The organism is Ensifer sp. 38_S197 (genome assembly GCF_056924495.1).
Genome location: NZ_JBXOVZ010000001.1, coordinates 1,497,892 through 1,521,921 on the forward strand (window position 1 = coordinate 1,497,892; position 24,030 = coordinate 1,521,921).

The window sequence follows — 24,030 nt, forward strand, 5'->3', positions numbered from 1 at the left end:
AGTGCGGTGACCGTGCAGTCCATGTTCTCGGCCCATATCGGCTATCTGTTCAGGGAGCTACCCTTCGAGGAACGCTTCGAAGCGGCGGCTGCGGTGGGTTTTGATGCCGTCGAACACCCTTATCTAGAGACGTTCGAGCCAGCGATCATCCGCGGTCTTCTAGAGAAGCACCGTCTCCGCTTTGCGCAGCTCTCCTGCGCATACGGCGACCTCGCGAAGGGCGAAAAAGGCCTTGCCGCGCTGTCGGGCCGACAGTCCGAGTTTCGCACAGCCTTCGATAGCGCCCTTGAGTTCGCGCGCGCCGTCGATGCGCCCTACCTTCACCCGATGGCCGGCATTCCACCTCGCGATGCAGACGCTGAAAGCGTTTACTTCGAGAACCTGCGTTACGCCGTCCAGCGAACGGCCGGCACACCGGTGAAGATCCTGATCGAGGCGATCAGTGAACGGTCGGTGCCGGGCTATACGCTCTCCACACTCGAGCAGGCGTGCCGCGTGCAGGATGTCTTCGGTCCCGGCAATCTCTCGCTGCTGCTCGACACCTTCCATGGGTGCGCGACCGGCATCGATCCGGCTGAGTGGATCGCGGCGAATGCCTATAGGATCGGGCACATCCACATCGCCGACCATCCGGGTCGGCAGGAGCCGGGAACCGGGACGATTGATTTCGAATCTGTCCTTTCGGCACTTGAAGCGCAGCGCTTCCAGGGTGCCATCGGCTTCGAATTTACACCCTCGACGAACTCGGTCGAGAGCTTGACGTTTCTCGCTTCCTGGCGGGCGAGATCAGAAATCAGGAGAAGAGTATGATCGTTTCCATCAATCCGGCCAACGGCCGCGAGCTTGCGCGCTACGACCTTCACGACGATGCCTATGTCGACCAGGCGTTGAGCGCGTCGGCGAAGGCACAGGCCGGCTGGCGAAGAGTGCCAGTCGCTGAGCGCTGCAGGCTACTTTCCGCCATGGCGCGGGTGCTGCGGGCCGGAAAGTCCCGTTATGCCGCCATGATCACACGCGAGATGGGCAAGCCAATCGCAGAAGCCGAAGCTGAGGTGGAGAAGTGCGCCTACAACTGCGATTTCTATGCCGAGAATGCGCCGAAGTACCTTGCGGATGAAACGGTAGCGTCGAACGCGGCTGAGAGCGCCATCGCCTTCGATCCGCTCGGGGTGGTCTTGGCGATCATGCCGTGGAACTATCCGTTCTGGCAGTTCTTCCGCTTTGCGGCCCCGACCTTTGCAGCAGGCAATGGCGCAATCTTGAAGCACGCGAACAATGTTCCGGAATGCGCGCTCGCGATCGAAGAGGTGATGCGGGAAGCCGGCTGCCCTGAAGGTCTCTTTGCTACGCTTCTGATCGAGCCGTCGAAGATTGCCGGCATTATCGACGATGACCGGATCGCTGCCGTCACGTTGACGGGTTCGACGGAAGTGGGGGCGATTGTCGCCGCACAGGCCGGCAAGGCCTTGAAGAAGCAGGTGCTTGAGCTCGGCGGCTCGGATCCGTTCATCGTGCTTGCCGACGCCGATCTGGAAGAGGCGGCAAAGATCGCGGTCAAGGCGCGCTACATCAATGTCGGACAGTCCTGCGTCAACGCCAAGCGTTTCATCGTCGAGGCGGCGGTTGCCGATCGTTTCGTCGAGCTTTTCTGCGCGGGCGTCGCGAAGCTGAAGATCGGTGATCCCCTTGTGCGCGATACCAATATAGGGCCGATGGCGCGCGCCAATCTCCTGAGCGGCCTACATGCGCAGGTGGAAAAGACGATCGCGGCCGGTGCGACACTCAAGCTGGGCGGCAAGCCGATCGATGGCGACGGTTTCTATTACCCCCCGACCGTGCTTGACCATGTGACTGAGGAGATGACGGCATTCCACGAGGAAACCTTCGGACCTGTTGCGGCGATCATCCGGGCACGAGATTCCGAGGAGGCGATCCGCCTGGCAAACCAGACTGAATTCGGTCTCGGCTCGGCGATCTGGAGCCGCGACGTCGAGCGGGCGCGAAAGCTCGCCCGCGACCTCGATGCCGGTGCGGTCTTCATCAACGGCATGGTCGCTTCCGATCCGCGCTATCCCTTCGGTGGCATCAAGCGCTCAGGCTATGGCCGCGAACTCGGGGTCTATGGCATTCGCGAGTTCGTCAACATCAAGACCGTCTGGATCGGTCCGGCGGTCGCGGCAAAGTAAGGAATGGCTTTGATGACCCAAGCAGCAATACTTCGCCCGCGTGAACTGCCGGCCAACGACCGTGGCGGTGGTGCGCGCACTACGCCTCTGGTCACGCGCAAATGTGGATCGACCAGCATGATCAACGGCATCACCGCCTTTAATCCGGGTGCTGCGATCGGGCTGCACAAGCATAATTGCGAAGAATGCGTGATGGTCATCGAAGGCGAGGCGATCGCGGAGATCGACGGTGTCCAGCATCATCTCGACACGAATGACACGACGTGGATTCCCGCAAATGTGCCGCATCGCTTCATCAACCCAACCGATAAGCCCATGCGCATATTCTGGATATATGCGTCCGTCGATGCGACCCGCACGATGATCGCGACTGGCGAGGAACGGTCGATCGACGCTGAACACGGTCACAAGCTGTCATGAGTTCCAATGATCTACGAGCTTGCTGAAATCACGGTGAAAGCCGGTCAGGAAGCGAACTTCGAAAAGGGGGTCGAGCAAGCAGCTCCGCTTTTCCTTCGTGCAAAAGGTTGCCACGGCCTTTCACTCCACAGAGTCGTGGAGAACCAGTCCGTTTATCGCCTCCTCGTGAAATGGGAGACCATCGAAAATCATCTCATCGATTTTCGTGGTTGTGACGATTTCCAGGAGTGGCGAAATCTCGTCGGCGCGTTCTTCGACAGCCCACCGGTGGTGACACATTCTTCGTCTACGGCCCGATACAGCCCGAGTGACGAGAATGAAGATGCATGACATTGCGAAGTTTCTGCTGACGCTTTCAATCGGAGGGGTCGGTGGATGGGTGATGTGGCATTTCCATATGCCACTCGCCTGGCTTCTCGGCGCGATGATCTTCTGCGGGCTTGCGGCGTTGGCGGGACTTCGCCTTGCCACGCCAAAGTTTGCGCGCCCTCCGATGACCGCGACGATCGGAGCAATGTTGGGGACGTCGTTCTCGCCGGCAGTCTTCGAACACGCGAGCGTATGGCTCGTGTCTCTCGCCGGGCTCGTTTTCTTTATCGCTGCCGCGGCCTCGGTCGCCTACGTCTACTTTCGTAAGGTCGGGAAATTCGACCATCAGACGGCGTTTTTCTCGGCCATGCCCGGTGGACTGGTCGAAATGGTCACGCTGGGTGCGGAACGGGGCGGCGACGAGAGGATGATCTCGCTCATCCACGCGGCGCGCATCTTCCTCGTGGTTCTCTGTATGCCGTTTATCATTCAACTGATAACGGGGGAAGAAATAGGTCGAAGCGGGTCAAGTTACGTCCCGTTCGCAGCGATCGAGGCGAAGGACCTCGCCTGGTTTGCAGCCGCTATAGGGATAGGTGTGGCGGGCGGTATATTCCTTCGTCTTCCCGCGCGCTATCTGCTCGGACCGATGATTGTCAGTGCGGGACTGCACCTCTCGGGCGTTTCCGATTTCCAGCTTCCCAGCGCCTTTCTGGCGGCGGCGCAGGTGGTGATCGGGGCCACGGTGGGCTGCCGGTTTGTGAGCACCGCGCCTGAGTTGATCCTTAGGGTTATCGGTTTGTCCGTTGGTTCGACGGTGTTGTTACTTGCAGTTTCGCTTGGGTTCGCGCTGCTTATCTCGACCATGACTGATGATCGCTTCGTAGGAACGGTACTCGCGTACTCACCGGGAGGGGTCGCAGAGATGAGTCTGATGGCGCTTTCCCTCGAGGTAGAAGTCCCCTTCGTGGTGTTTCACCACATTACCCGGGTCTTGTTGGTGGTGGCCGGTTCCGCCGCCCTTTTCCGCCTACGTATCGATCCGTTCAAAACCAAGTAATACGCCTCTCCTTAGTGCTCTGCGTCACTCTCATAATTTCGGAGCATCCAAATGTACCATTTCCGCTCACGGTGCTTTCCCGATACTTCCTGCAGGGGCGGGCAGCCAGGGTCGATGCCTTCAAGGCGCATCCGCAGAACGCCCATTATGCCGCTACCAAGGCCGCCGTCGTCAGCCTCTCACCAAATCCTTCGCGCAGGAATGCGCCGCAGACCAGATTCTGGTGAACTCGGTCGCACCCGCCGGCTTTGCCACCGACCGCGCCAAGGAACTCGGCTTCCTGCCAGAGCTTGCCAAGGCAAGCGCGCTCGGCCGCGCCGCCGAGCCCGTCGAAATGGCGGAATGGATCGTGAAGATGGCCTCCAGCCGCAACACCTACGCCGCCGGCGAAAATGTCGTAAGCGCGCTGATGGGCTCTTACTTCGGCATTATGGATCACGTTGTCGGTTGGATGCAGTCCAAGGGAGGACTGCCGCAGGAAGGCGCGCGCAGGTATCTCGCACAGCATTTTCTGAGCCTTTCAACGGTCGCGTTCCGCAAACCTGCTACTCCGCTGGAGGACCTGCGACATGAATATTCCACCAAAGGTGGACTCAATGAGAGCATGTTTGCCGAGTTTACCGAAGATGGAGATCTCGCGGTGCTTGCCGGCGCCAACACGCTCTGCGGCTTCTACGTCTTCTCGACCCTGCCATTGGCGGACGTCTACGCGATCGTCTTCTTCACCCCCATCGTCGTGACCCTCGCGTCGATCCCCATTCTCGGGGAAACCGTCGGTATGCACAGGATCGCTGCCATTGTGGTACGGCCCTCGGCTTCAGCAGGTTAGTTTGGCGCGTAGCGGGGCGCGTGCAATGCCGCTCCCGCCTTTTCGGCCCCTGCCCGTAACCGTTTGTCTTTGGTCCACAAGGACGTTCGCTGATCAAGGAGAACGGAAGCTAGCAAATGGGCATCCGTATAGCCAATGCCCATACTGAAAATGGAGTGACGATCAATCATCATCATGACTTCGTCATGTGTCGCGACGAGGGCTTCGCGTTGAGCCGCCAGGAAGGTTATCACGCTACCGCGATCTCGAAGGCTGCCAAGTGCCAGTTCGCCAATCACAGCTGGATGGCACAGCAAACGGTCTTCCTCAACAATCCTGCGCAGTTCAGCATCGGGATGCCGGAAATGATCAATCCAGATCGACGTGTCTGCGAGTATCACTTGGCCACTGCGCTCCGGCGGCGTGGCGCTGCCTCTGCATCCGGCATCGTTCCTCCAAGCGCAATAAGGCGTCTTCCCGATTCCACACGAACGAGTGTCTCCAACGCCTGACGTACCAAGGCAGCGGTTTCTTTCGTGCCGGTCAAAGACCTGGCTTTCTCCACGAGAGAATCGTCGAGGTTGATCGTTGAGCGCATGACCTGAATCCTAAGTGTGGTGTTACAAGTAGCACCATTTGGTGACGAAATCCACGTCTGTCAACCAGATCGGTGCACGCGGCCCGATTTGTCGAGTTCGTCGCTGGCCAGCCGAAGCGTGTCGATGAAGAGAGCGAAGGCCGAGAGCGTGAACGATCGCGCCAGTACGAAGCCGATCTCGAGACGGTTCGTCGCCGCTGCGTTGGATCTCATGGTCGTCGTCATAGCAAACCTATCTCGCCGCGCACGTGTTCACCGGCATGCGCGGGCAGCGCATCGCGGTGGAGAAACGTCCAAAGCAGACGGTTCTTGCCTCCGTGTCGCCGGCGGTCCGCGCCGTGAAGCGACACAGGCATACACCTGCGTCGATTGGGACGGAAGTTACGAACGCAAATGCGGGTATTAGCGGTGCGCATGCGAACCACTCGGATCTCTTATGGCCGCATTGGAACTTCTAATTTTGCTGCGACCGAGAACGTTCTTACCCTGCGCTTGTCAAACAGTGCGGCTGGCCGCCGGGAAGGAGATTTCACATGAACATGTATGCACGAGGGATGCCGAACCAGCTTCTGCGGCTGCAGGAGATGCACAATGGCGAAAAGGTGAAGCCGACATTCTCGGTGGGCGAAATGGAGCGGCGGCAGAACGCCATGCGCCGGATTCTTGAGGAGCTGAAGGTCGACGCGGCAATACTCACCTCCTACCACAACATCTGCTACTTCTCCGATTTCCTTTACTGCTCCTTCGGTCGCCGCTACGCCTTTGTCATCACACCGGAAAAGGCGACGTCGATTTCTGCGGGCATCGATGCAGGACAGCCGTGGCGCCGCACCTTTGGCGACAACATCACCTACACTGATTGGCAGCGTGACAACTTCTTTCATGCGCTGCAAACGCTGTTGCCGAAGGTTTCCCGCATCGGCATTGAGTTCGATCAGGTGAACCTCGATCTGCGCCGGCTTTTGGAGGACGCGTTTCCGCGCGTTGAGTTTGTTGATATCGGTGCGCCGACCATGTGGCTGCGCACGATCAAGTCTGCCGAAGAGATCGCCCTGATAAAGGAGGGGGCGGCAACAGCCGATATCGGCGGGGAGGCCGTGGCGCAGGCGGTCCGCGAAAACATTCCGGAATATGAAGTGGCGCTTGCCGGCACGCAGGCGATGGTACGCCATATTGCCAACCGTTTCCCCCATGCCGAGCTCATGGATACCTGGGTCTGGTTCCAGTCTGGCATCAACACCGATGGTGCCCACAATCCGGTCACGTCGCGCCGCGTTCAAAAGGGCGACATACTCTCGCTCAACTGCTTCCCGATGATCTCGGGCTATTACACGGCGCTAGAGCGCACGCTCTTCCTCGACCATGCCAGCGACGAGCACCTGCGCATATGGGAGATCAACTGCGCCGTGCATCGCCGCGGTCTCGAACTGTTGAAGCCCGGCGCGCGCTGCGGCGACGTGGCGACAGAGCTCAATGAGATCTACCGCGAGCATGGCCTGCTCGGTTACCGTTCCTTCGGCTATGGCCACTCGTTCGGGGTGCTCTCGCACTATTACGGTCGCGAAGCGGGCGTCGAGCTGCGCGAGGACATCAACACCGTGCTTCAGCCTGGCATGGTCGTTTCCATGGAGCCGATGCTGACCATTCCCGACGGCATGCCGGGTGCAGGCGGCTACCGCGAGCACGACATCCTGGTGATGACGGAGACCGGCAGCGAGAACATTACCGGCTTCCCCTTCGGCCCGCAGCATAATATTCTTCCCGCCTGACCCGTCCGCGGGCAACTTGAAACGGGCCGTCTGATCGGCCCGTTTCCTTTTGGAAGCGATGCCACCGACGTGAGAAATATACCGACCGACCTTCTTCGCACGTTCCTCGCGGTTATCGACCTGCGCAGTCATACGCGCGCTGCCGAACAGCTGGGTCGCACTCAACCGGCCATCAGCCTGCAGATGAAGAAACTGCAGGAGCTGCTCAACGTTTCTCTTTTCGCCAAAGACGCGAGCGCCCAGCCGACCGAGGCCGGTGAGCTTGTCGCAAGCTATGCACGCCAGATGCTGGCACTGAACGACGAAATGATGCTGCGCCTCTCACGGCGTGACCAGCACGGAAAGATCCGCCTCGGCATCCCGAACGACTATGCAGACCATTTCCTGCCGAAGTTGATGCCCCGCCTTGCCAGCAGCGGCCATGACTTTCGCTTCGAGGTGGTCTGCGACCTGTCGCATGTCCTTTTGCAGGGACTGCGCAACGGCCTTTACGACATCGTCGTCGCGATGACGCCCGATGGACCGGCAGAAGGTGCATTCATGACCTGGAAGGAGCCGCTTGCATGGGTGGGCGACCGGGCGAGCTCAGTGGTCACGGATGAGAACGCCAACCTGCGCATTGTTTGTTATCCGGAGGGGTGCCTTTACAGACGAGCGATGCTAACTGCCCTGCAGCGTGACGGGCGCGGCTATGATCTCGTCTATACCAGCCCCAGCCTTTCAGGTCTCGAGGCGGCCGTCGGGTCCGGCTTCGGCAATACGGTGCTCGCTCGTCGTATCGTCCCGCCCAAGCTGGTCCGTCTTGACGATACCCTTGGTCTTCCGAGGCTGGCGGACGTCGTCGTCGGCATTTATCTGAGTTCTGACCGCAAGCGCTCTCCCGTTGCAGAGAGCTTCGCGGCGCATTTCGCCGACGCCTTTCTCGCTGATACGCGAGCGGAATAGTGCACTTGTTCTTTCTCTCGAAACGCTTCAGCGGGCGCCAATCCTGACGCCCGCTAGCACTGCAGGGAAACGGCTGCGTTCAGGCCCGCCGCACCCGGCGGGCAAGATTCAGCGCCAGAAACAATGCGATGGAGACGGTGGTGAGCAGGCTCGCCGCCGCCATGATCGTCGGGTTTATCTGGTCGCGGATGCCGGAAAACATTTGCACGGGCAGCGTGCGTTGCTCGGCGCCTGTCAGGAATAGTGCGACGATCACTTCGTCGAAGGAGACGGCGAAGACAAGCAATGCGCCCGATACGATGCCAGGCAGGATGAGCGGCAGCGTGACGGCGAAGAAGACGCTGACCGGTCCCGCCCCGAGGCTCGAGCCTGCCCGCGTGAGATTGGCATCGTAGGTTGAAAGCGCCGAAAGCACTGTGACAACCACGAACGGAACCGAAAGGGCCGCATGGGCAAGAACCAGCCCTGTGCGCGTGTTGGTGAGGCCCAGCGCGCCGAAGAACATGTAGGCACCGACGGCGACGATGACGACTGGCATGATCATCGGCGAGATCATCAGCGCCATGACCGCCTTTCGGGCGGGGAAACCCGGCCGGCTGATGCCAAGTGCTGCAAGCGTGCCGAGAACGGTGGCAAGCGTCGTACTGAAAAGCGCTGCCACAAGGCTGTTGAGCAGGCTCTGCGTCCAGCGCGAATTCTCGAAGAAATCGGCGTACCAGCGCCACGAATATTCGTGGATCGGAAAGGTGAAGAACGGATCCTTCGCAAGGGAGAGCGGAAAGACGACGAAGAGTGGCCCGATCAGGAAGGCGAGCACGGCGAGGGCGAAGGTGACGACAACGAAGCGACAAAGCCGTTCGCTGCGGGTCGCGTAAGCGGGAAGCCACATGGTTTTCATCCGAGCTTGATGCGCTCCGCGCCGACGAGACGCAGGAACACGAGGTAAATGGAAAGCGTCATGACGAGGAGCAGACAGGCGAGCGCAGCAGCCATCCCCCAGTTCAGGTCGCGATTGATGTAGTTGGCGATAAAGTTCGACATCATCTGGTCGCGTGGGCCGCCGACCAATGCAGGTGTAATGTAGTAGCCGAGCGACAGGATGAAGGTCATCAGGCAGCCGGCGGCAACGCCCGGCAAGGTCTGCGGCGCATAAACCCGCCAGAACGCACGGAGCGGCGGCGCACCAAGCGACCGTGCGGCCCGCATCTGTCCTTCCGGAATCGCCTTCATCACGCTGAGGATCGGAAGGATCGTGAAAGGCAGCTGGATATGCGTCATCGCGGTCACCGTGCCGAAGCGAGTGAGGATGAGCTGGAGCTTTTGCGTGGTGATGCCGAGCGCCAGGAGCGCCTGGTTGATCACGCCATCCGTCTGCAGCAGCACGACCCAGGCGGTGGTGCGCACCAGTAGTGAGGTCCAGAGCGGCAGCAGCACCAGCAGAAGCAGGAAGCTGGCTGTCCGTGCCGGTGCCAGCGAGATGATATAGGCCGTGGGAAAACCGAGAGCCAGCGTTGCAACGGTCACAAGCCCGGCAATCCAGAGCGTGCGACCGAGGATGTCGAGAAAGACCGCCTGGCTTTCTTCCACCCGTCCCACACCGCCTAAAGCGTCTTGCCCAAGGTCGACCGACGTCAGAAGATAGTAGGCTGTCAGAGGGCTCGCATTGCGCTTGATGATTGTCCAGAGATCGGGGCTTGCCCAGACGGGGTCGAGGGCCGCGAACTGCGGAGCGAGGGCACCGTCCTTGAAATTGCCGAGGTGGCGGACCACCGACATGATGCGGCTGCGCATGCCGGCGCTTTCGTAGTTCAGTCGCTTGCCGAGCGCGGCAGCCGTATTGTCTTTCTTTGCACGGGCAAGGTCGGCCGCTAGCGCAATGAAGGCCTCCTCGCCGGGTGTCGAACGCCCGTTCCAGCCTTCAAGAGCGACGAGGGTCTGCGGCAGCACGGTGCGAACCTCCGGATTGAACACGGCCGCGGTGAGGAAGAGACCGATCGGCGCGGCGAAGGTAACGATGAGGAAGATCAGAGCCGGCAGAGCCAGGGCGAATGCCCGCAGGCGGTTAGGCCGCTCGGCGCGGCGTAGCGCCGCGTCGAGGCTGGCGTGTGCAGCAGGAGCGGTGAGGGACAGGGTCCGTGTCATGGCTACCTCGTCAGTGTTCGGCAATCGGCGGCAAAACAGGCCATGCGAATGTGGCCCCCCGGCAAGATCACGGCGCCCTCGGCTGCCGGCACGGAGGCGACGAGACGTTCGCTGCCGAAGGCCTCCAGCGTCAGCCGCACCCGGTCGCCGAGGAAGATCCTGTCGACAACGCGCGCGGTGATATGGTTTTCGGCACCCTTGCTGCCGGCGCTTTCCAGGTTCAATCGTTCAGGGCGAATGGATACGGAGAGGTTCGAGCGGACCTGGCCCAAAGGTCCGGTCGTGAAGAGCCGCGTTCCATCTGCCATCCGAACCACGCAGATGCCGTTTTCCGTGCCGGCGAATTCGCAGCAAAGCGTATTGTTGTCGCCGATGAAGCCGGCGACGAAGCGGTTTTCCGGCCGGTCGTAGAGCGTCACCGGATCGGAGAGTTGCTGGATGCGGCCCTCGTGAAAAACCGCGATGCGGTCAGACATCGTGAGGGCTTCGGACTGGTCGTGCGTTACATAGACCATGGTGATGCCGAGGCTCTGCTGAATCCGTCGGATCTCGACCTGCATGTGTTCGCGCAACTGCTTGTCGAGCGCGCCAAGCGGCTCATCCATCAGGATGAGTTTAGGGTTGAAAACCATGGCGCGGGCAAGTGCCACGCGCTGCTGCTGGCCGCCGGAAAGTTGTGCCGGACGGCGTTCGCCGAAACCGGAAAGCCTGACCATGGAAAGCGCATCCTCAACCCGACGCTTGGCTTCCACACCCCTGACGCCGCGATAGCGCAACGGAAAACCCACATTCTCGGCGACCGTCATGTGCGGAAACAGCGCATAGTTCTGGAAGACGAATCCGATGTCGCGGCGTTCGGGCGGCAGGCGCTCCACCGCTTGTCCCTCGAGCAGAATGCGCCCGGCAGTCGGCTGCTCGAAGCCACCGAGCATCATCAGCGTCGTCGTTTTGCCAGAACCGGAAGGCCCCAGCATCGTGAGGAATTCGCCGCGCCGCACCGTGAGGTTCAGGTCCTCGACAACAAGTGTGCGCCCGTCATAGGTCTTTTGCACGCGCTCGAACGCGACCATGGCCTGCGCGGCGGATGTGGTTGGCGGCGCCCCGTCGAGGCGCCCCCTTTCCAATGTGACGGTATTCATTTGCGCGCCCCTCAGTTGGAAAGCCAGGTGGTGAAGCGCTTGCGGATCTCATCGCCATGATCTGCCCAGAAGGCGTTGTCGAGCGTCAGAGAGGTTGTCAGGTTCTCGGGGCTCGTTGGCAGGTTCTTGGCGTCTTCCGGCGCCACTTCCGCCGCCGCGCTCGTGCGAACCGGGCCGTAGGGGATGTATTTGGCGATGCCGGCCAGTACCTTTGGTTCAACGGCGAAGCGAATGAAGGCCAGCGAGCTTTCCAGGTCTTTGGCGCCTTTGGGAATGACCCAGTAGTTGGAATCAAGGATCTGGTTGTCCCAGACGATGCCGAAATGACGGCCCTCCTTGTTGGCGTTAAAAATGCGGCCGTTCCACGCCGTCGTCATGGTCACCTCGCCCGAGGCAAGCAGTTGCGGCGCCTGTGCCCCCGCTTCCCACCAGACAATCTCCTTCTTGATGGTGTCGAGCTTGGCGAAGGCTCGATCCAGGCCTTCGGGTGTTGCGAGCGTCGCATAGACGTCTTGAGGCTGCACTCCGTCGGCCAGCAGCGCAAACTCAAGATTGGTCGCCGGGTTCTTCCACAGCCCGCGTTTTCCGGGGTAGCTGGAAAGATCGAACAGGTCGGCAAGCTTCGTCGGCGGCTTTGCCAGCTTGTCCCCGTCATAGGAAAGGATCGTCGCATAAACGATCGTCCCAACACCGCAGTCCGACGTCGTGCCGGAAAGCCAATCCGATTTCGCTCCGATCTTCTCCCAGTCGATGATCTCGAAAATGCCCTCGTCGCAGCCCTGGAGCAGGGTCGGCGCGTCCACGTCAACCACATCGATCGTCGTGTTGCCGCTGTCGATCATGGCCTTGATCTTGGCGATCTCGCCACCGTATTCCTGCTCGGAGACCTGCCGGCCGGTTTCTTGCGCATAAGCGCCGAACACGGCCTTGCGCTGAGCATCCTGATAGGCGCCACCGAAACTCATTACGGAAAGTGGTTCGGCAGCGAATGCCGGCAGGAACGCCAAACCATAGGCGAGCGTCGTCGCTGCCAGAACAATGCGTTTTCTGAACATGGAAATTCCTCTCTGGAGACAGATTTGACGTACCCGTCGCAGTGCCCGTCTTGCTTGCGGGCTATAAGGAAAGCCTATGTTGCGGCATGCTGTGGCGCAAATAAGTAGGTATCATGCGTGCATGAGCGGCGCTTATCAGGACGAGAGACGTGTTTGGCGCGCCCACGAGCCCAGCAAGAATCTACCAAAATGATATCTCCGTCGCAGCCGCCTACTGCGACTCATCAGATGACGAAGAACCCGATCTCATCTTCACCGCCACCGGCGGCATTCCGGACTCGGTCCGGTTGCAGGCAGCGAGCTCTGCGTGAGCGTCTTCGATGCGCTCGGCAATCCGGCAGAGATTGTCGATGACGCGACCGGCCGCCGCGGAAATCGCTGCAGTGGGAAAGAGGGCGACATTCGTCGCCCGCGACCCTCCATCGCGCCGGAAATAGAGCATCACCTAGGTGGTGTTGCGCCACTTGCTGACTCACCGGGAAATTCGCGAGACCCCCGCCCAGGTTATTGTCGAGCATGGGACGATCCCGGTGAACGACCTCTTCGATAAATTGCGGCCGCTCTCAGCGAATGATGGCGTCACGGAGATCGAAAGACTGGTCGGTTCAACGCCTCTGCGTGCCCGGCCGCCCTCCGGTATTGACTGCACAAGATCGGCGCCGCGGCACGTAGCCGATGGGTTCATGCGGCCATGCTGGATGCCCTGCGGCTTGGGGTACAGTTCTGGCGGCGCCGAATGTCTATGTGGGCGCGGCGGCCACGGAGGCGCGCTCGACGACTTCCGTCTTCAGGACGACGCGCGTTGCCTCCGCGCTGTTTCCGTTAAGCCGCTCGACCAATAGCTTGGCCGCCGCTTCGCCAAGGCCGTAGACGGGCTGGCGCACGACCGTGACGGGTGGTGTTGTGACGGACGTCCAGTCCGCGTCGTGAAACGACACCAGCGACAGGTCGTCTGGAATGGTGAGGCCAAGTTCGCGACAGACCTTGAAGACTTCGAGGCCGATCACACTGTCAGATGCGATGATCGCTGTCGGACGCCGCGAGGATTTGAGCATGACGGTGGCGATACGGTGGGTGTATTCCGATGTCACGGCGCCCACATGCACCCAGTCTTCCATTCGCTCGAGCCCGGCCCTCTGGCAGACATCGAGAAAACCCTCGATCCGCCGGCGCACCGAGCCGGTATTGATGTCGGCCGGTGTGCGGAAGCGGTGGTCGGGGGTGTCACAGGCAGTGAGGTAGGCGATACGCCTATGGCCGAGCGCGATGAGCCGGCGTGTGATGTCTTCCGCAGCGTGCCGGTCGTCGGCGATCACGGTATCGACGTCGAGCGTCTCGCTGCCGCGGTCGAGGAGAACAAGTGGCCGACCGGAGCGGGCGGCTTCACGCAAGTGGTCGGCGTCGCTCTCCTTGGCCGGGGAGACGATGAGGCCGTCCACCCGCTTTGCGAGCAGGGTGCGAATTGCGGCTCTTTCCGTGTCGGCGTCTTCGCCAGAATTGATCAGCACAACGGTGAAACCGGCCTGCCGAGCGACATCGGTGATACCTCGCATCGCCAAGCTGAAGAAGGGATTCTCGATATCGCCCACCACCACACCGATCGTGCCGGAGCGCCCCGTCGTCATACTACGGGCCAGTTCGTTCGGCTGGTAGTTGAGGGCGCGGGCGGCCGCGGTCACAGTATCGCGCACATGGTCGCTCACGGTTCCATACCCTCCCAACACACGCGCGGCGGTTGCCTTCGAGACACCTGCCTTGCGGGCAACATCGGCGACCGTGGCGGAGGATGATCTGGGTGGGCTTTGGTCCATGGAAGTTAGCCATACAAGAGATATTGACGACTGGCAAATGCGAAGATAACAATTGAGAAAAGTCAAAGAGACCGGTCTCTTTTATATTTGAGACCGGTCTCAATATAAGAATAGCGAAATCCCGGCATGCGATGGCATGGGCCGGACGAGCGGTTCGTGCCGTCGTCCGGGTGGGACCCGTGCGGCTTGAAAACATCGCAGACAACACCACCAGAGGAGACGAAATCGATGAGACTATCAGAAGCCATCACTTCCCCCCTTGCCCGCATGCGGGCTATAGCCGTCGCAATCGCCCTCAGCGTCGTGGCAGGCGTAACGGCACCGGCCCTAGCGGAGGATAATTCCCTCGGCCTGATCGATCCGGCGGTGATTAGCGTCGGCACGATGGGGGATGCGAAGCCCTATGCCTTCACCACCGCTGACGGCAGTTTCAGCGGCTTCGACGTCGAACTCTTCCTCAACGTCGCCGAGCGCCTGGGCTTCAAGAAGGAGCAGGTGATCTTCACCGGACAGGAATTCTCCGCCCTGATGCCCTCGGTGGCCAACAGCCGCTTTGACGTCGCCGCCGCCGCGATCGGCACGACGGACAAGCGCAAGGAGACCGTCGATTTTTCGGACGGCTATCTCGCCGGCTTTCTCACCGTGCTGACGCCGGATGCCGGCATCACCGATGCGGCCGGCCTCAAGGGCAAGCGTCTTGGGGTGGTGCAGGGTACGCTGCAGGAAATCTATGCCGAGAAGAATTTCACGGGTGCGGACCTGGTGAAGTTCCCGGACAACAACTCCGCCATCTCCGCGCTCAACAATGGCACTGTCGATGCGCATTTCCTCGATTACGAGGCGGCAAAGGATTATTCGGCGCGCTACCCCGAACTGAAGGTCGCCGTCAACATCCCGAGCTTCGACGCGCCGGCCGGTTTCGTCGTCCGCAAAGGCAATGACGCGCTGCGCGAGGCACTGAACAAGGGCCTCCAGGCCGCCATGCAGGACGGTACCTGGAAAACCCTGCACGAAAAGTGGTTCCCCGGCACGCCGATGCCGGACGCCTATCTTCCCAAGCAGTGATGCCACCTTGCCGGTCCGGCCTCGCCGGTCGGACCGGTTTTTCTTCCAAGGGACCTCCTGATGAACTGGCTTGAAAATCTGCGCCGCAGCTTCCTCGACTGGAGCGCGATGGCCGAAGTGCTGCCGACGATGATCACGGTCGGCCTCAAGAATACGCTGATCCTTGCGGCGGCCTCGACGGTGCTCGGTGTCGTCATCGGCATGGTGCTCGCCATCATGGGCATTTCTCGTTCGCCCTGGCTACGCATTCCGGCCCGCGTGTATACGGACATCTTTCGCGGTCTGCCGGCCATCGTCACGATCCTGTTGATCGGCCAGGGCTTTGCGCGCATCGGCCGCGAACTGTTCGGCCCTTCACCCTATCCGCTCGGCATACTGGCGCTCAGCCTCATTGCCGGCGCCTATATCGGCGAGATCTTTCGTTCGGGCATTCAGAGCGTCGATCGCGGTCAGATGGAAGCCTGCCGGGCATTATCCATGAGCTATGGCCAGGGGATGCGGTTGATCGTCGTGCCCCAGGGCGTGCGGCGCGTGCTGCCGGCGCTGGTCAACCAGTTCATTGGCAATGTGAAGGATTCGAGCCTCGTCTATTTCCTTGGTCTGCTTGCTGCCGAACGCGAGATCTTTCGCGTCGGCCAGGATCAGGCGGTTGTGACCGGCAATCTTTCGCCGCTGCTTCTTGCCGGTGTCTTCTATCTCGTCATCACTGTGCCGCTCACCCATGTCGTCAACGCCATCGACAACCGGCTCAGGATCGGCAAGCAGCGTCCGGCCACCATCTCCAGCGGGCTGGAGGAGGTCAGTGAACTCGATGGAGCGAGCCGCGCTTCGCAGGCCGAATTCAAGGGTGGCAGCCTCGACATCCGCGATCTCGGCATGGCCTATGGTGAGCTCGACGTGCTGAAGGGGGTCGACCTTTCGGTCAGGCCCGGCAGTGTCACCTGCATCATCGGGCCGTCGGGCTCCGGAAAATCGACACTGCTGCGCTGTATCAACCGGCTGGTCGAGCCGAAGAGCGGCGACATACTTCTCGACGGCGACAGCATCCTTGGCATGAAGCCGGAGCGCCTGCGCCGACGGGTGGGCATGGTCTTCCAGCACTTCAATCTCTTCCCCGATCACACTGCGCTTGAAAATGTCATGCTGTCGCTGACGAAGATCAAGGGGCTGCCAGCGGACAAGGCAGAGCATATCGCCAAGGCCAGGCTTGCCGATGTTGGTCTTGCCAGCCGGCAGCACCACCGTCCGGGTGGCCTTTCGGGTGGTCAGCAGCAGCGCGTCGCCATTGCCCGCGCACTCGCCATGGAGCCGGAAGTCATCCTGTTCGACGAGGTAACGAGTGCGCTCGACCCGGAACTAGTCAAGGGCGTGCTCAATTTGATGGCCGACCTCGGCAAGCGCGGCATGACGATGGTCGTCGTCACCCATGAGATGGGTTTTGCCCGCCGCGTCGCCGATCAGGTCGTCTTTATGGACGAGGGACGCGTGGTCGAAGCCGGCACGCCGGCAGCGATCTTCGACAACCCGCAGAGCCCGCGTCTTCAGCGCTTCCTTGCGGAAGTGCTTTGAGGGGGACAGGAGAAAAAGATGACACGAACGATACGATGGGGCGTGCTCGGCTGCGCGGGCATCGCCGCCAAGGCCGTCATTCCCGCCATTCAATCCAGCCGCCTGGGACGGGTCGAGGCCATCGCCTCGCGTGATCCAGGCAGGGCGGGGGAGATGGCGGCGCGCTTCGGCATCGCCAGAGCCCATGGTAGCTACGAGGCGCTGCTGGCCGACACGGAGATCGACGCGATCTACAACCCGCTGCCCAACCACCTGCATGTGTCGATGACGATCATGGCGCTGGAGCACGGCAAGCCGGTCCTTTGCGAAAAGCCGATCGCGCTTAATGCCGACGAGGTAATAAGGCTAGCAGCCGCGCAAAAAGCAGCGCGCCTGCCCGTCGCCGAGGCCTTCATGGTCCGTCACCATCCGCAGTGGAAAAGGGCGCGGGCGCTAGTCGCTGAAGGGCGGATCGGCGAGGCTCGGGCCATACAGACGATCTTTTCCTACTATCTCGACGATCCCCAGAACGTACGCAACCAGGCCAGTATCGGCGGCGGGGGCCTTTACGACGTCGGATGCTATGCCATTAGCACGGCGCGCTTTCTCTTCGGTTCCGAGCCGCTGCGGGCCATCGCGCTTCTGGAACGCGACCCGGCCTTCGATACGGACCGCCTGACCAGTGGCCTCATGGAGTTCCCGGAAGGCAGGCAGCTCGTCTTCACCTGTTCCACGCAGTTGGCCCTTACGCAGGCGGTCACGGTGCTCGGAACGCGCGGGCGTCTGGAAATTCCCATCCCCTTCAATGCGCCGGCCGACGCGCCAACCCGGCTCGTGCTTGACGACGGCCGCGACCTCGCAGGTGGCGGGCGCCAGGAGATCGCCATCGAGCCGGTTGACCAGTACCGCGAGCAGGCCGATGCCTTCGCCGAAGCCATTCTCTTCGGCACCCCACTCGAAATAGGGCTGGAGGATGCAGTCGCCAACATGAAGGTCATCGACGCGCTCTTCCGCTCCGCCGCCAGCGGCCACTGGGAAGTGCCCTGACCGTTTTATCCATCCGCATGATCAACCGACTGAAAGACATCCCATGACCGACAACATTATCTCATCGGCCGTCATCATTGGCGCCGGCATATTCGGGGTTTCCACAGGCCTTCAGCTTGCGCGGCGCGGCATACGCGTCACGATCCTCAATGATGGCCCGCCAGCCAATGGCGCTTCCGGTCGCTCGCTTTCCTGGCTGAACTCGGCGCGCATGCGCTCGGACCCCTATCATCGCCTTCGGATGGCGGGCATCGATCGCTACCGCACGCTTTTCGCGCGACACCCCGAAACGGATTGGCTTCGTTTTGACGGAGGCCTGACCTGGGATGCCGACGACAAGGGCAACGAGATTGATGCTGCATTCCGCCACGAGGTTTCGCTCGGTTATGATGCCCGGCATGTTTCGGCCGCTGATGTCGCGACAGTGACGCCAGGCCTTGATGCGAAGGCGATCACGCCACAAGGGGCAATCTTCAACCCGGGCGAGGGCTGGGTCGACCTGCCGATCCTCATCGATCTGCTTCTCGAAGAGTTTGCCGAACTCGGCGGCTCGCTCGTCACCGATCAGGGCAAAGCAAGGATCATGGTCGAAGACGGCCGCGCTGTCGGTGCCGAGACGGCAACGGGTGGCCGTATCCTGGCCGATGCCGTCGTCCTTGCCACTGGCCCGGCTGTACCGAAAATGGCGGCGGACGCGGGACAGTCAATCGGTGATGGAACGCCGATCGCGCTGCTGGTGCAGACCAAGCCACTCGCCCATCCCTTACGCGCTGTTCTCAACACGCCGCGCGTTGCCGTCCGCCCGGCACCCGGCGGCACGTTCTCGTTGGATGCCGACTGGGCTGCGGACGAAGGGGTGAAGATGCGCGAGGACGGCGGGTACGAGATCGACGATGCCGTCGTCGACGCCCTGCTTGCGGAGGCTTCAAGGGTGATGGAAGGCAATCCCCGGCTCGAGATCGCCTCCATTGGCGTCGGCGGTAAGCCGATCCCGGGTGATGGCGAGCCCGTAGTCGGCGCCCTCAAAGCCATTCCCGGCGCCTACGTCGTCTTCAGCCACAGCGGCGCGACGCTCGGTCTTATCATGGGTGAGTTGTTGGGCTACGAGATCGCGACCGGTGCGGAGCATCCGATGCTCGTAACGTTCCGACCTGAACGCTTCGCATCGCAGTAAGGCGGTGGGCCCGTCCGCTCGGGGCCAGGACCGGCGGTTGCAGACGGCATGTCGCTTTCCGCAGCGGCATGCCTATGCGAGCCGGCGCCACAAGGAGGATCGTGGTGGATCCTGCATGTGCGATGGCGAGGGGTGAAATGGTTCGGAAACCGGCGACTTTGAAAGATGTGGCGGCGTTGGCGAACGTGTCGCGTGCAACGGCTGCCCGCGCCCTGAACAGTTATGGCTATGTCGGCGACGAAACCGCGCAGAAGGTTCACGCTGCCGCGGAAAAGCTCGGCTATCGCGGCAACCGCCTGGCACAGGCGTGGCGCAGTGGGCCGTTGCCGATCGTCGGCTGCATCCTCGGTGGTATACAGAACCCGTTTTTCGCCCGCATCGCGCACGACATCGAGGTTCTTGTCCGCGAATGTGGGCACAACCTCATCATCGGCAGCAGCGAGGAGGAGCTTGGGCAGGAGGTCTCCCTGCTTGCGAGCCTCCAGTCGCTGAGTGTCCGCGGCTTCATCGTCGCGCCGACGTTGGCCGACAACAACGCCCATTCGGAGAGCTTACCGTTGGGTGGGTGCGAATTCGATTCCATTGTCGTCGAAAGCTCTCTTCATCAGCGGATAGGCTCGCTTGCGCACCATGCTTTGGAAACCTGGCTTCGTTGTCGCTTTGAGCTTGAGTTGAATGCCGTAAGCCCCGAATTCACCAACTGCATTCATCTTCAAAGGTTCAATGATCATCGGCGCGAGCTCGGGATCTTCCATCATTTGCTGGCCGATCCGGTCGATCAGCTTATGCGCCTTTTCAAGATCGGTGTCATAAGCGACAGTGACGAGAAGTTTGTCGATGGCATAGTCGCGACTACTGTTCTGCACCGCGCCCAATGCACTGAAAGGAACTGTGAATACAGGGCCGTTTTGATGCCGCAGACGAACGGAGCGCAGGCTGAACGACTCTACGGTCCCACTGTAGTTGCCTGACTGGATGTACTCGCCCACGCGAAAGGCGTCATCCAGGAGATAAAAGACCCCACTGATGATGTCCTTCACCAGGGTCTGTGCTCCAAAGCCAACTGCCAAACCGACGACCCCGGCGCTCGCAATCAGCGGTCCGATTTCGACCCCGAGCGTAGACAGTGTCATCAACACAGCAAGGGTCGCGCATATCACCATGGCGAAATTCCGCGCGACCGGGAGCAGTGTTCGCAATCTCGCTTGCTTCGCACTCACCTCGGCGCCCGCTGAAGCGGCCTTATCAACCCGCGCAATCTTTGCATCTATTGCAAGGCGTGCGAATTGCCACAACGCATCAAAAGTAAAAAGGATGGCGAGAACAATCACACACGCGCGGGTCAACCTGAAGATCGCATCGTCGCTTGTCGCCAACTGCGGGAATCCGATCCCCCACACTCTGGCAAGCACCCACAAGGCGAGGCCGATCAAGAGTGCCCGTGTCAGCGTGTCCATCAGCACCATGGAAGTGGATAACTCTTGATCGTCTGCCTGACCCCGCTCGTCCACAAAAAGATATCCCGTGAGCGTCCGGACGAAGCGAAGCGAAATCGGGGTCAACAAACCAATCGCAAGTGACCAGAAGAGATGCACCGCCCCAGCAACCCATATCAACCAAAGGCCGACGACAAGGAACGTCGCGGCCCACCGACCCATCAGGCCGCTCTTTGCGGTTTTGAGATCGCTTGCGGATTCCAGCGATGGCGTTTGCCAGATGACGGTGATACCGATCGCCACCAAACCGAACCCCACGACGTAGGAGATTAGCTCCGTAGCCAAGGGGTCCATGCCGCTCAGCCGTGATGTTTCGGTGAGTGCTGTTCCAAAGAAGAACCACCCGGCCGCTGTGAGCGGCCAGGAAGGATTGCGATTGCGCCAAGCCCAACCCTGGGTGGCGGGTGCCGACAGGCATTCTCTTTGCTCTCCTCTCACTGAGAAAAGCACTCGTAAGGCCCCACGCAGGAGCATCCATGCCGTGACCGCTGCCAAAAGGGTCAAAAGGATCGGATCAGCCAATGGCGCCCGTTCGTAGAAGAGAAGCGGACCGAAACAGGCGACGCAGAATGCGATGACTCCGGCCACCTCTTGCACGAGGGAGAGTCCTATTACGCGGCGGCGATGGGCCAGAGACGCTTCACCTTCTCCTCCCTCGCCCGGATAGCCGATGCTTAGCCGGCTCTTGACGAGGAACAAGGCTGCAAGTCCCGAACCCACCAGCACGCCGGCCGTAGCAAAGATTGTGATAAAGCCCGCGCCGCCGCTCGCGATCCGCAGTCGCCGCGTTGCCGTCTCCACCTCGTCATTCATACGTGGCACAACTTGCCAAAGGGCGTTGAGATGCACCCGTATCGCCATTAGACGTTCCGAGAGAGCTTTTCCGAAGGAACCATCGGAGGGCAGCCCCTTGCGAATTTCGGCGCCGCCACTGGCTTGTTGTCGGGCGCGGAGCCAATCCTGAACGTCATTTTTGCCGAGGAGGTCCAGAAACTCTTCGACGTTGGGTGTTAACCCAACCGTGTGATTGGTTTCCGCCAAGACGGACTGTGGGATTGCGAAAAGGAGCAGGCCCATCACAGTTGCTACATGTAATAACACAGCGCTTCGCCCGACCGCTGGCCAAGAGCGGATGTTCATTTGCACGGGAAGACGTTCCTTCCGAAAAGTCGTGTCTTGATCGGCTCAGGTGTCTTTGACGCGGTATTCCAAGCAGTTGCAAGCATCGTCAGAAGCGAATTGTGAAACCGACGATCGGGCCCTGTTGCACGACATCGAAGATGAAGCCGTTGTCACGGTAATCAACGCCGAGTGCTCTGTAACCAAGCGTCGCAGAAACCGTCTCGTTGATGTTGTAGCCAAGGCCTGCCATGACATCCCAATCGATGTTGGCACCGCCACCACCGACAAGGCCCCATCCAATGGCGTAGAAATTGGGCGTGAAGTTGTAGGTGCCGCGCACCCCGGCTAGGCCATCGACCCATGTGGCGCTGTCAGTATAGCTGCGCCCACCGAGGATTCCGCCGTTGAAGGAAATCTCGGTCTCCACTGACCACACCCGCAGGCCGCCCACGACATCCAGGCGGCCCTCAGATCCTTCAAGGACCGAGTAACCCACGCCGAAAAGGCCGGCGAAAGTTTGAGTGTCGACGTCGACACTCGTCGCCAACAAGCCGCGTGGTGTGTCATCGCCGGCGGAAAGCTTGGTGTAGATCAGGTCGCCGAAAACGCTGAATCGTCCGTTCCGCGCCTCTCCTATGACCATTCCGCCAAAATCAAGGTTGTCGAAAATGTCACTAAAGCTCGCGTCCATGTTGACCGTGGGAAGACCAAACTGTGCGGTCTCACCGGATAGACCTGCCGCCCAGAAGTAGGGCGTGATCGAATAAGACCATCTTTCCTCGATCGCAGAAATGTCGTTCGCTGCGCGGCTAGCATCAAGGTCGGCTGCCATCAGCGGCCCGCACACGAGGGCGCTCGCGACGCCGGCAGCCGTAATTAGTCTCTTCATAAAATGCTCCGTTTTCGAGAAGTCCAATTCAGTGGTAAGCGGAATGGCCGTCAGGCGATGGCCGCAACCGGCGCGTTAGGGGCTTCTCCATTGAGGGATGCCGAAAGGCTCGGTCCGTTTTCACGGGCTGTCCATCAATTCTGATGAGCGTCACAGATTGATTTAGGTTCCACCCGTTGTTTTGACGTGCAGTCCTTGACCGTGAACTCCTGCTCAGCGCCCGACCGACCCGCCAATCCATTGAGGTGGTGAGTATAGTTTTCGCGTGTCGCTTGATCGACAACAGCGACCGGAGCAGCGAGGATCAAACCCGCAGCGCTGCCCGCCGCGACTGCAGCCCCCGTCGTTCCAGCGATGAGATGATCCCCAAGACCCATCTTGCTGTCGGTCAACGTCTGGCCCTCTGATATCCGGGCGCCGATTAGCTGGACCACCTGCGGCGATTCCGCGAACTTGCCATGGTGCATGCTATCCCCGGCCTTCACCTTCGTCAGATCAATGACGGTGATATCGTGGTCCGCCAACTCTTGCTTATAAGGGGCCTGCTCCGGATCGATCGATCCCAGCCGGGGGATGTCCCCCCAGACCCTGCGCGAGAAAGCGAGCGCCCGGTCATCCTGCGATACGAAGAGGGTGAACCGCGGGTGCTGATTGCCCATGTCCTCGATCTGCGAGCGGAACACATCGACGTCGACGTCAGGCGCCGCGAGCATCACGTTTTTGAACTTTGTCGGTAGGCGTCCATTACGGATTGCCATTTGGCGAAGCGCTTCCAATGTCAGCCAGTTCCCCATGGAATGCGCAAGGATTGAGACGTCTTTCACTTGCTTATCCGCAGCCAGATATTGGAACAGCGATTCCAGCGCATTGCGGGTATAGTTGGTGCTTTCACGGTCATAGCCATAGGCCAACAGGCTGCCCCGCGACGGCCAGGTCACCAGAACGGGCGCGCTTTTGACGCCGGAATCATGGACGATCTGGGCAAAACGATAGACGGAGTCTTCGAAGCGATTGTTGAACCCGTGGATGAACACGAGCACGCTGCGGTCAGGGCTTTTCTGGACCGAAGTGCTCAGCCAAGCCTTAGCCTCGTCCTTCGTCAGTTCGTCCGCCTTCAGGGTCGCAAAGTCGGTGGCCGGGTTGGGGGGTAGCTTCTTCGGCCAAGCCACGTCACCCACCTTCCGTACAGCGGGGATGGATACTGTGATGTCGGCGAACGTTGGCGCACGCGCCCTCTCGCCCGTGAACATTTCTCCGGGCACTTGCGAGCGATCACGGGTTGTCGTGATCAACATGTCCACCCGGCTTGCGTCGGCTTGCGTCTCGGCGACCGGCGTCAACACGCCTTTCGGATGGCCACCGCATCCCGAAATGGTGACTAGCGTCAGGAAAAGAATCATCCCTCGCAGGCGACACAAATAAGAACCAAGGCAGGCTTCGCGAGTGG

The 24,030-nt window shown here is 60.7% G+C and carries 21 protein-coding genes and 3 pseudogenes; 13 read left to right on the top strand and 11 right to left on the bottom strand.

Annotation, left to right across the window (positions count from 1 at the left end; all coding sequences use genetic code 11):
* Positions 1-6: 6 nt before the first annotated feature.
* The 6 genes and pseudogenes from AC1Z3V_RS07000 to AC1Z3V_RS07025 all read left to right on the top strand — a co-directional run.
* Positions 7-810 carry a hydroxypyruvate isomerase family protein gene (locus AC1Z3V_RS07000; protein WP_483498015.1) on the top strand — a complete coding sequence of 268 codons (804 nt, stop codon included), beginning with the start codon at positions 7-9 and terminating at the stop codon, positions 808-810.
* On the top strand, positions 807-2,186 hold the full coding sequence (locus AC1Z3V_RS07005; RefSeq protein ID WP_483498017.1) for an NAD-dependent succinate-semialdehyde dehydrogenase: 1,380 nt from the start codon (positions 807-809) through the stop codon (positions 2,184-2,186). Before AC1Z3V_RS07000 ends, AC1Z3V_RS07005 begins: the two co-directional genes overlap by 4 nt.
* 12 nt (positions 2,187-2,198) lie before the next feature.
* Positions 2,199-2,606, top strand: a complete 408-nt coding sequence (locus AC1Z3V_RS07010) for a cupin domain-containing protein (protein WP_483498019.1) — start codon at positions 2,199-2,201, stop codon at positions 2,604-2,606.
* A gap of 6 nt (positions 2,607-2,612) precedes the next feature.
* Positions 2,613-2,936 (top strand): antibiotic biosynthesis monooxygenase family protein, encoded by a 324-nt coding sequence (locus AC1Z3V_RS07015; protein ID WP_483498021.1) that lies wholly within the window; start codon positions 2,613-2,615, stop codon positions 2,934-2,936.
* Positions 2,923-3,975, top strand: a complete 1,053-nt coding sequence (locus AC1Z3V_RS07020; protein WP_483498022.1) for an AbrB family transcriptional regulator — start codon at positions 2,923-2,925, stop codon at positions 3,973-3,975. Before AC1Z3V_RS07015 ends, AC1Z3V_RS07020 begins: the two co-directional genes overlap by 14 nt.
* Positions 3,976-4,085: 110 nt before the next feature.
* Positions 4,086-4,396: pseudogene (locus AC1Z3V_RS07025) on the top strand (SDR family oxidoreductase); the annotation flags it as partial.
* Positions 4,397-4,800: 404 nt separating this feature from the next.
* On the opposite strand, the gene AC1Z3V_RS07030 reads toward AC1Z3V_RS07025, so the two are convergent.
* The 3 genes and pseudogenes from AC1Z3V_RS07030 to AC1Z3V_RS07040 form a co-directional block, all read right to left on the bottom strand.
* Positions 4,801-5,184 carry a type II toxin-antitoxin system VapC family toxin gene (locus AC1Z3V_RS07030; protein ID WP_483498024.1) on the bottom strand — a complete coding sequence of 128 codons (384 nt, stop codon included), beginning with the start codon at positions 5,182-5,184 and terminating at the stop codon, positions 4,801-4,803.
* A complete protein-coding gene (locus AC1Z3V_RS07035; RefSeq protein ID WP_483498026.1) occupies positions 5,181-5,381 on the bottom strand; it encodes a type II toxin-antitoxin system VapB family antitoxin in 201 nt (66 codons plus the stop codon). Before AC1Z3V_RS07035 ends, AC1Z3V_RS07030 begins: the two co-directional genes overlap by 4 nt.
* 75 nt (positions 5,382-5,456) lie before the next feature.
* Positions 5,457-5,606: pseudogene (locus AC1Z3V_RS07040) on the bottom strand (GlxA family transcriptional regulator); the annotation flags it as partial.
* A gap of 329 nt (positions 5,607-5,935) precedes the next feature.
* Between AC1Z3V_RS07040 and AC1Z3V_RS07045 the strand changes: the two are divergent.
* A complete protein-coding gene (locus AC1Z3V_RS07045; protein WP_429820634.1) occupies positions 5,936-7,150 on the top strand; it encodes a M24 family metallopeptidase in 1,215 nt (404 codons plus the stop codon).
* Positions 7,151-7,219: 69 nt separating this feature from the next.
* On the top strand, positions 7,220-8,095 hold the full coding sequence (locus tag AC1Z3V_RS07050; RefSeq protein WP_247960525.1) for a LysR family transcriptional regulator: 876 nt from the start codon (positions 7,220-7,222) through the stop codon (positions 8,093-8,095).
* Between the two features lie 79 nt (positions 8,096-8,174).
* On the opposite strand, the gene AC1Z3V_RS07055 is transcribed toward AC1Z3V_RS07050, so the two are convergent.
* From AC1Z3V_RS07055 to AC1Z3V_RS07075, 5 genes are all read right to left on the bottom strand, one after another.
* Positions 8,175-8,984, bottom strand: a complete 810-nt coding sequence (locus tag AC1Z3V_RS07055) for an ABC transporter permease (RefSeq protein ID WP_483498028.1) — start codon at positions 8,982-8,984, stop codon at positions 8,175-8,177.
* A 5-nt stretch (positions 8,985-8,989) separates the two neighbouring features.
* Positions 8,990-10,237: an ABC transporter permease gene (locus AC1Z3V_RS07060; protein ID WP_483498030.1), complete on the bottom strand. Its 1,248-nt coding sequence runs from the start codon at positions 10,235-10,237 to the stop codon at positions 8,990-8,992.
* Positions 10,238-10,239: 2 nt separating this feature from the next.
* Positions 10,240-11,376 carry an ABC transporter ATP-binding protein gene (locus AC1Z3V_RS07065; protein WP_483498032.1) on the bottom strand — a complete coding sequence of 379 codons (1,137 nt, stop codon included), beginning with the start codon at positions 11,374-11,376 and terminating at the stop codon, positions 10,240-10,242.
* An 11-nt stretch (positions 11,377-11,387) separates the two neighbouring features.
* On the bottom strand, positions 11,388-12,431 hold the full coding sequence (locus AC1Z3V_RS07070; protein WP_429820589.1) for an ABC transporter substrate-binding protein: 1,044 nt from the start codon (positions 12,429-12,431) through the stop codon (positions 11,388-11,390).
* A 740-nt stretch (positions 12,432-13,171) separates the two neighbouring features.
* Positions 13,172-14,242 carry a LacI family DNA-binding transcriptional regulator gene (locus tag AC1Z3V_RS07075; RefSeq protein ID WP_483498034.1) on the bottom strand — a complete coding sequence of 357 codons (1,071 nt, stop codon included), beginning with the start codon at positions 14,240-14,242 and terminating at the stop codon, positions 13,172-13,174.
* Between the two features lie 228 nt (positions 14,243-14,470).
* Between AC1Z3V_RS07075 and AC1Z3V_RS07080 the strand changes: the two genes are divergently transcribed.
* The 5 genes and pseudogenes from AC1Z3V_RS07080 to AC1Z3V_RS07100 all read left to right on the top strand — a co-directional run.
* Positions 14,471-15,307, top strand: a complete 837-nt coding sequence (locus AC1Z3V_RS07080; RefSeq protein WP_483498036.1) for an ABC transporter substrate-binding protein — start codon at positions 14,471-14,473, stop codon at positions 15,305-15,307.
* A gap of 60 nt (positions 15,308-15,367) precedes the next feature.
* A complete protein-coding gene (locus AC1Z3V_RS07085) occupies positions 15,368-16,876 on the top strand; it encodes an amino acid ABC transporter permease/ATP-binding protein (protein WP_483498038.1) in 1,509 nt (502 codons plus the stop codon).
* Positions 16,877-16,894: 18 nt separating this feature from the next.
* Entirely contained in the window at positions 16,895-17,902 is a 1,008-nt protein-coding gene (locus AC1Z3V_RS07090) for a Gfo/Idh/MocA family protein (protein WP_483498040.1), read from the top strand.
* 43 nt (positions 17,903-17,945) lie between these two features.
* Complete coding sequence (locus AC1Z3V_RS07095; RefSeq protein ID WP_483498042.1) at positions 17,946-19,076, top strand: NAD(P)/FAD-dependent oxidoreductase; 1,131 nt, start codon at positions 17,946-17,948, stop codon at positions 19,074-19,076.
* Between the two features lie 137 nt (positions 19,077-19,213).
* Positions 19,214-19,357: pseudogene (locus AC1Z3V_RS07100) on the top strand (LacI family DNA-binding transcriptional regulator); the annotation flags it as partial.
* 270 nt (positions 19,358-19,627) lie between these two features.
* Here AC1Z3V_RS07100 and AC1Z3V_RS07105 read toward each other — a convergent pair.
* The 3 genes from AC1Z3V_RS07105 to AC1Z3V_RS07115 all read right to left on the bottom strand — a co-directional run bounded on the left by AC1Z3V_RS07105 (position 19,628) and on the right by AC1Z3V_RS07115 (position 23,983).
* On the bottom strand, positions 19,628-21,712 hold the full coding sequence (locus AC1Z3V_RS07105) for a mechanosensitive ion channel family protein (RefSeq protein WP_483499584.1): 2,085 nt from the start codon (positions 21,710-21,712) through the stop codon (positions 19,628-19,630).
* An 88-nt stretch (positions 21,713-21,800) separates the two neighbouring features.
* Positions 21,801-22,583, bottom strand: a complete 783-nt coding sequence (locus tag AC1Z3V_RS07110) for a hypothetical protein (RefSeq protein ID WP_483498044.1) — start codon at positions 22,581-22,583, stop codon at positions 21,801-21,803.
* A gap of 134 nt (positions 22,584-22,717) precedes the next feature.
* Positions 22,718-23,983: an alpha/beta hydrolase gene (locus AC1Z3V_RS07115; protein ID WP_483499585.1), complete on the bottom strand. Its 1,266-nt coding sequence runs from the start codon at positions 23,981-23,983 to the stop codon at positions 22,718-22,720.
* Between the last annotated feature and the right edge of the window lie 47 nt (positions 23,984-24,030).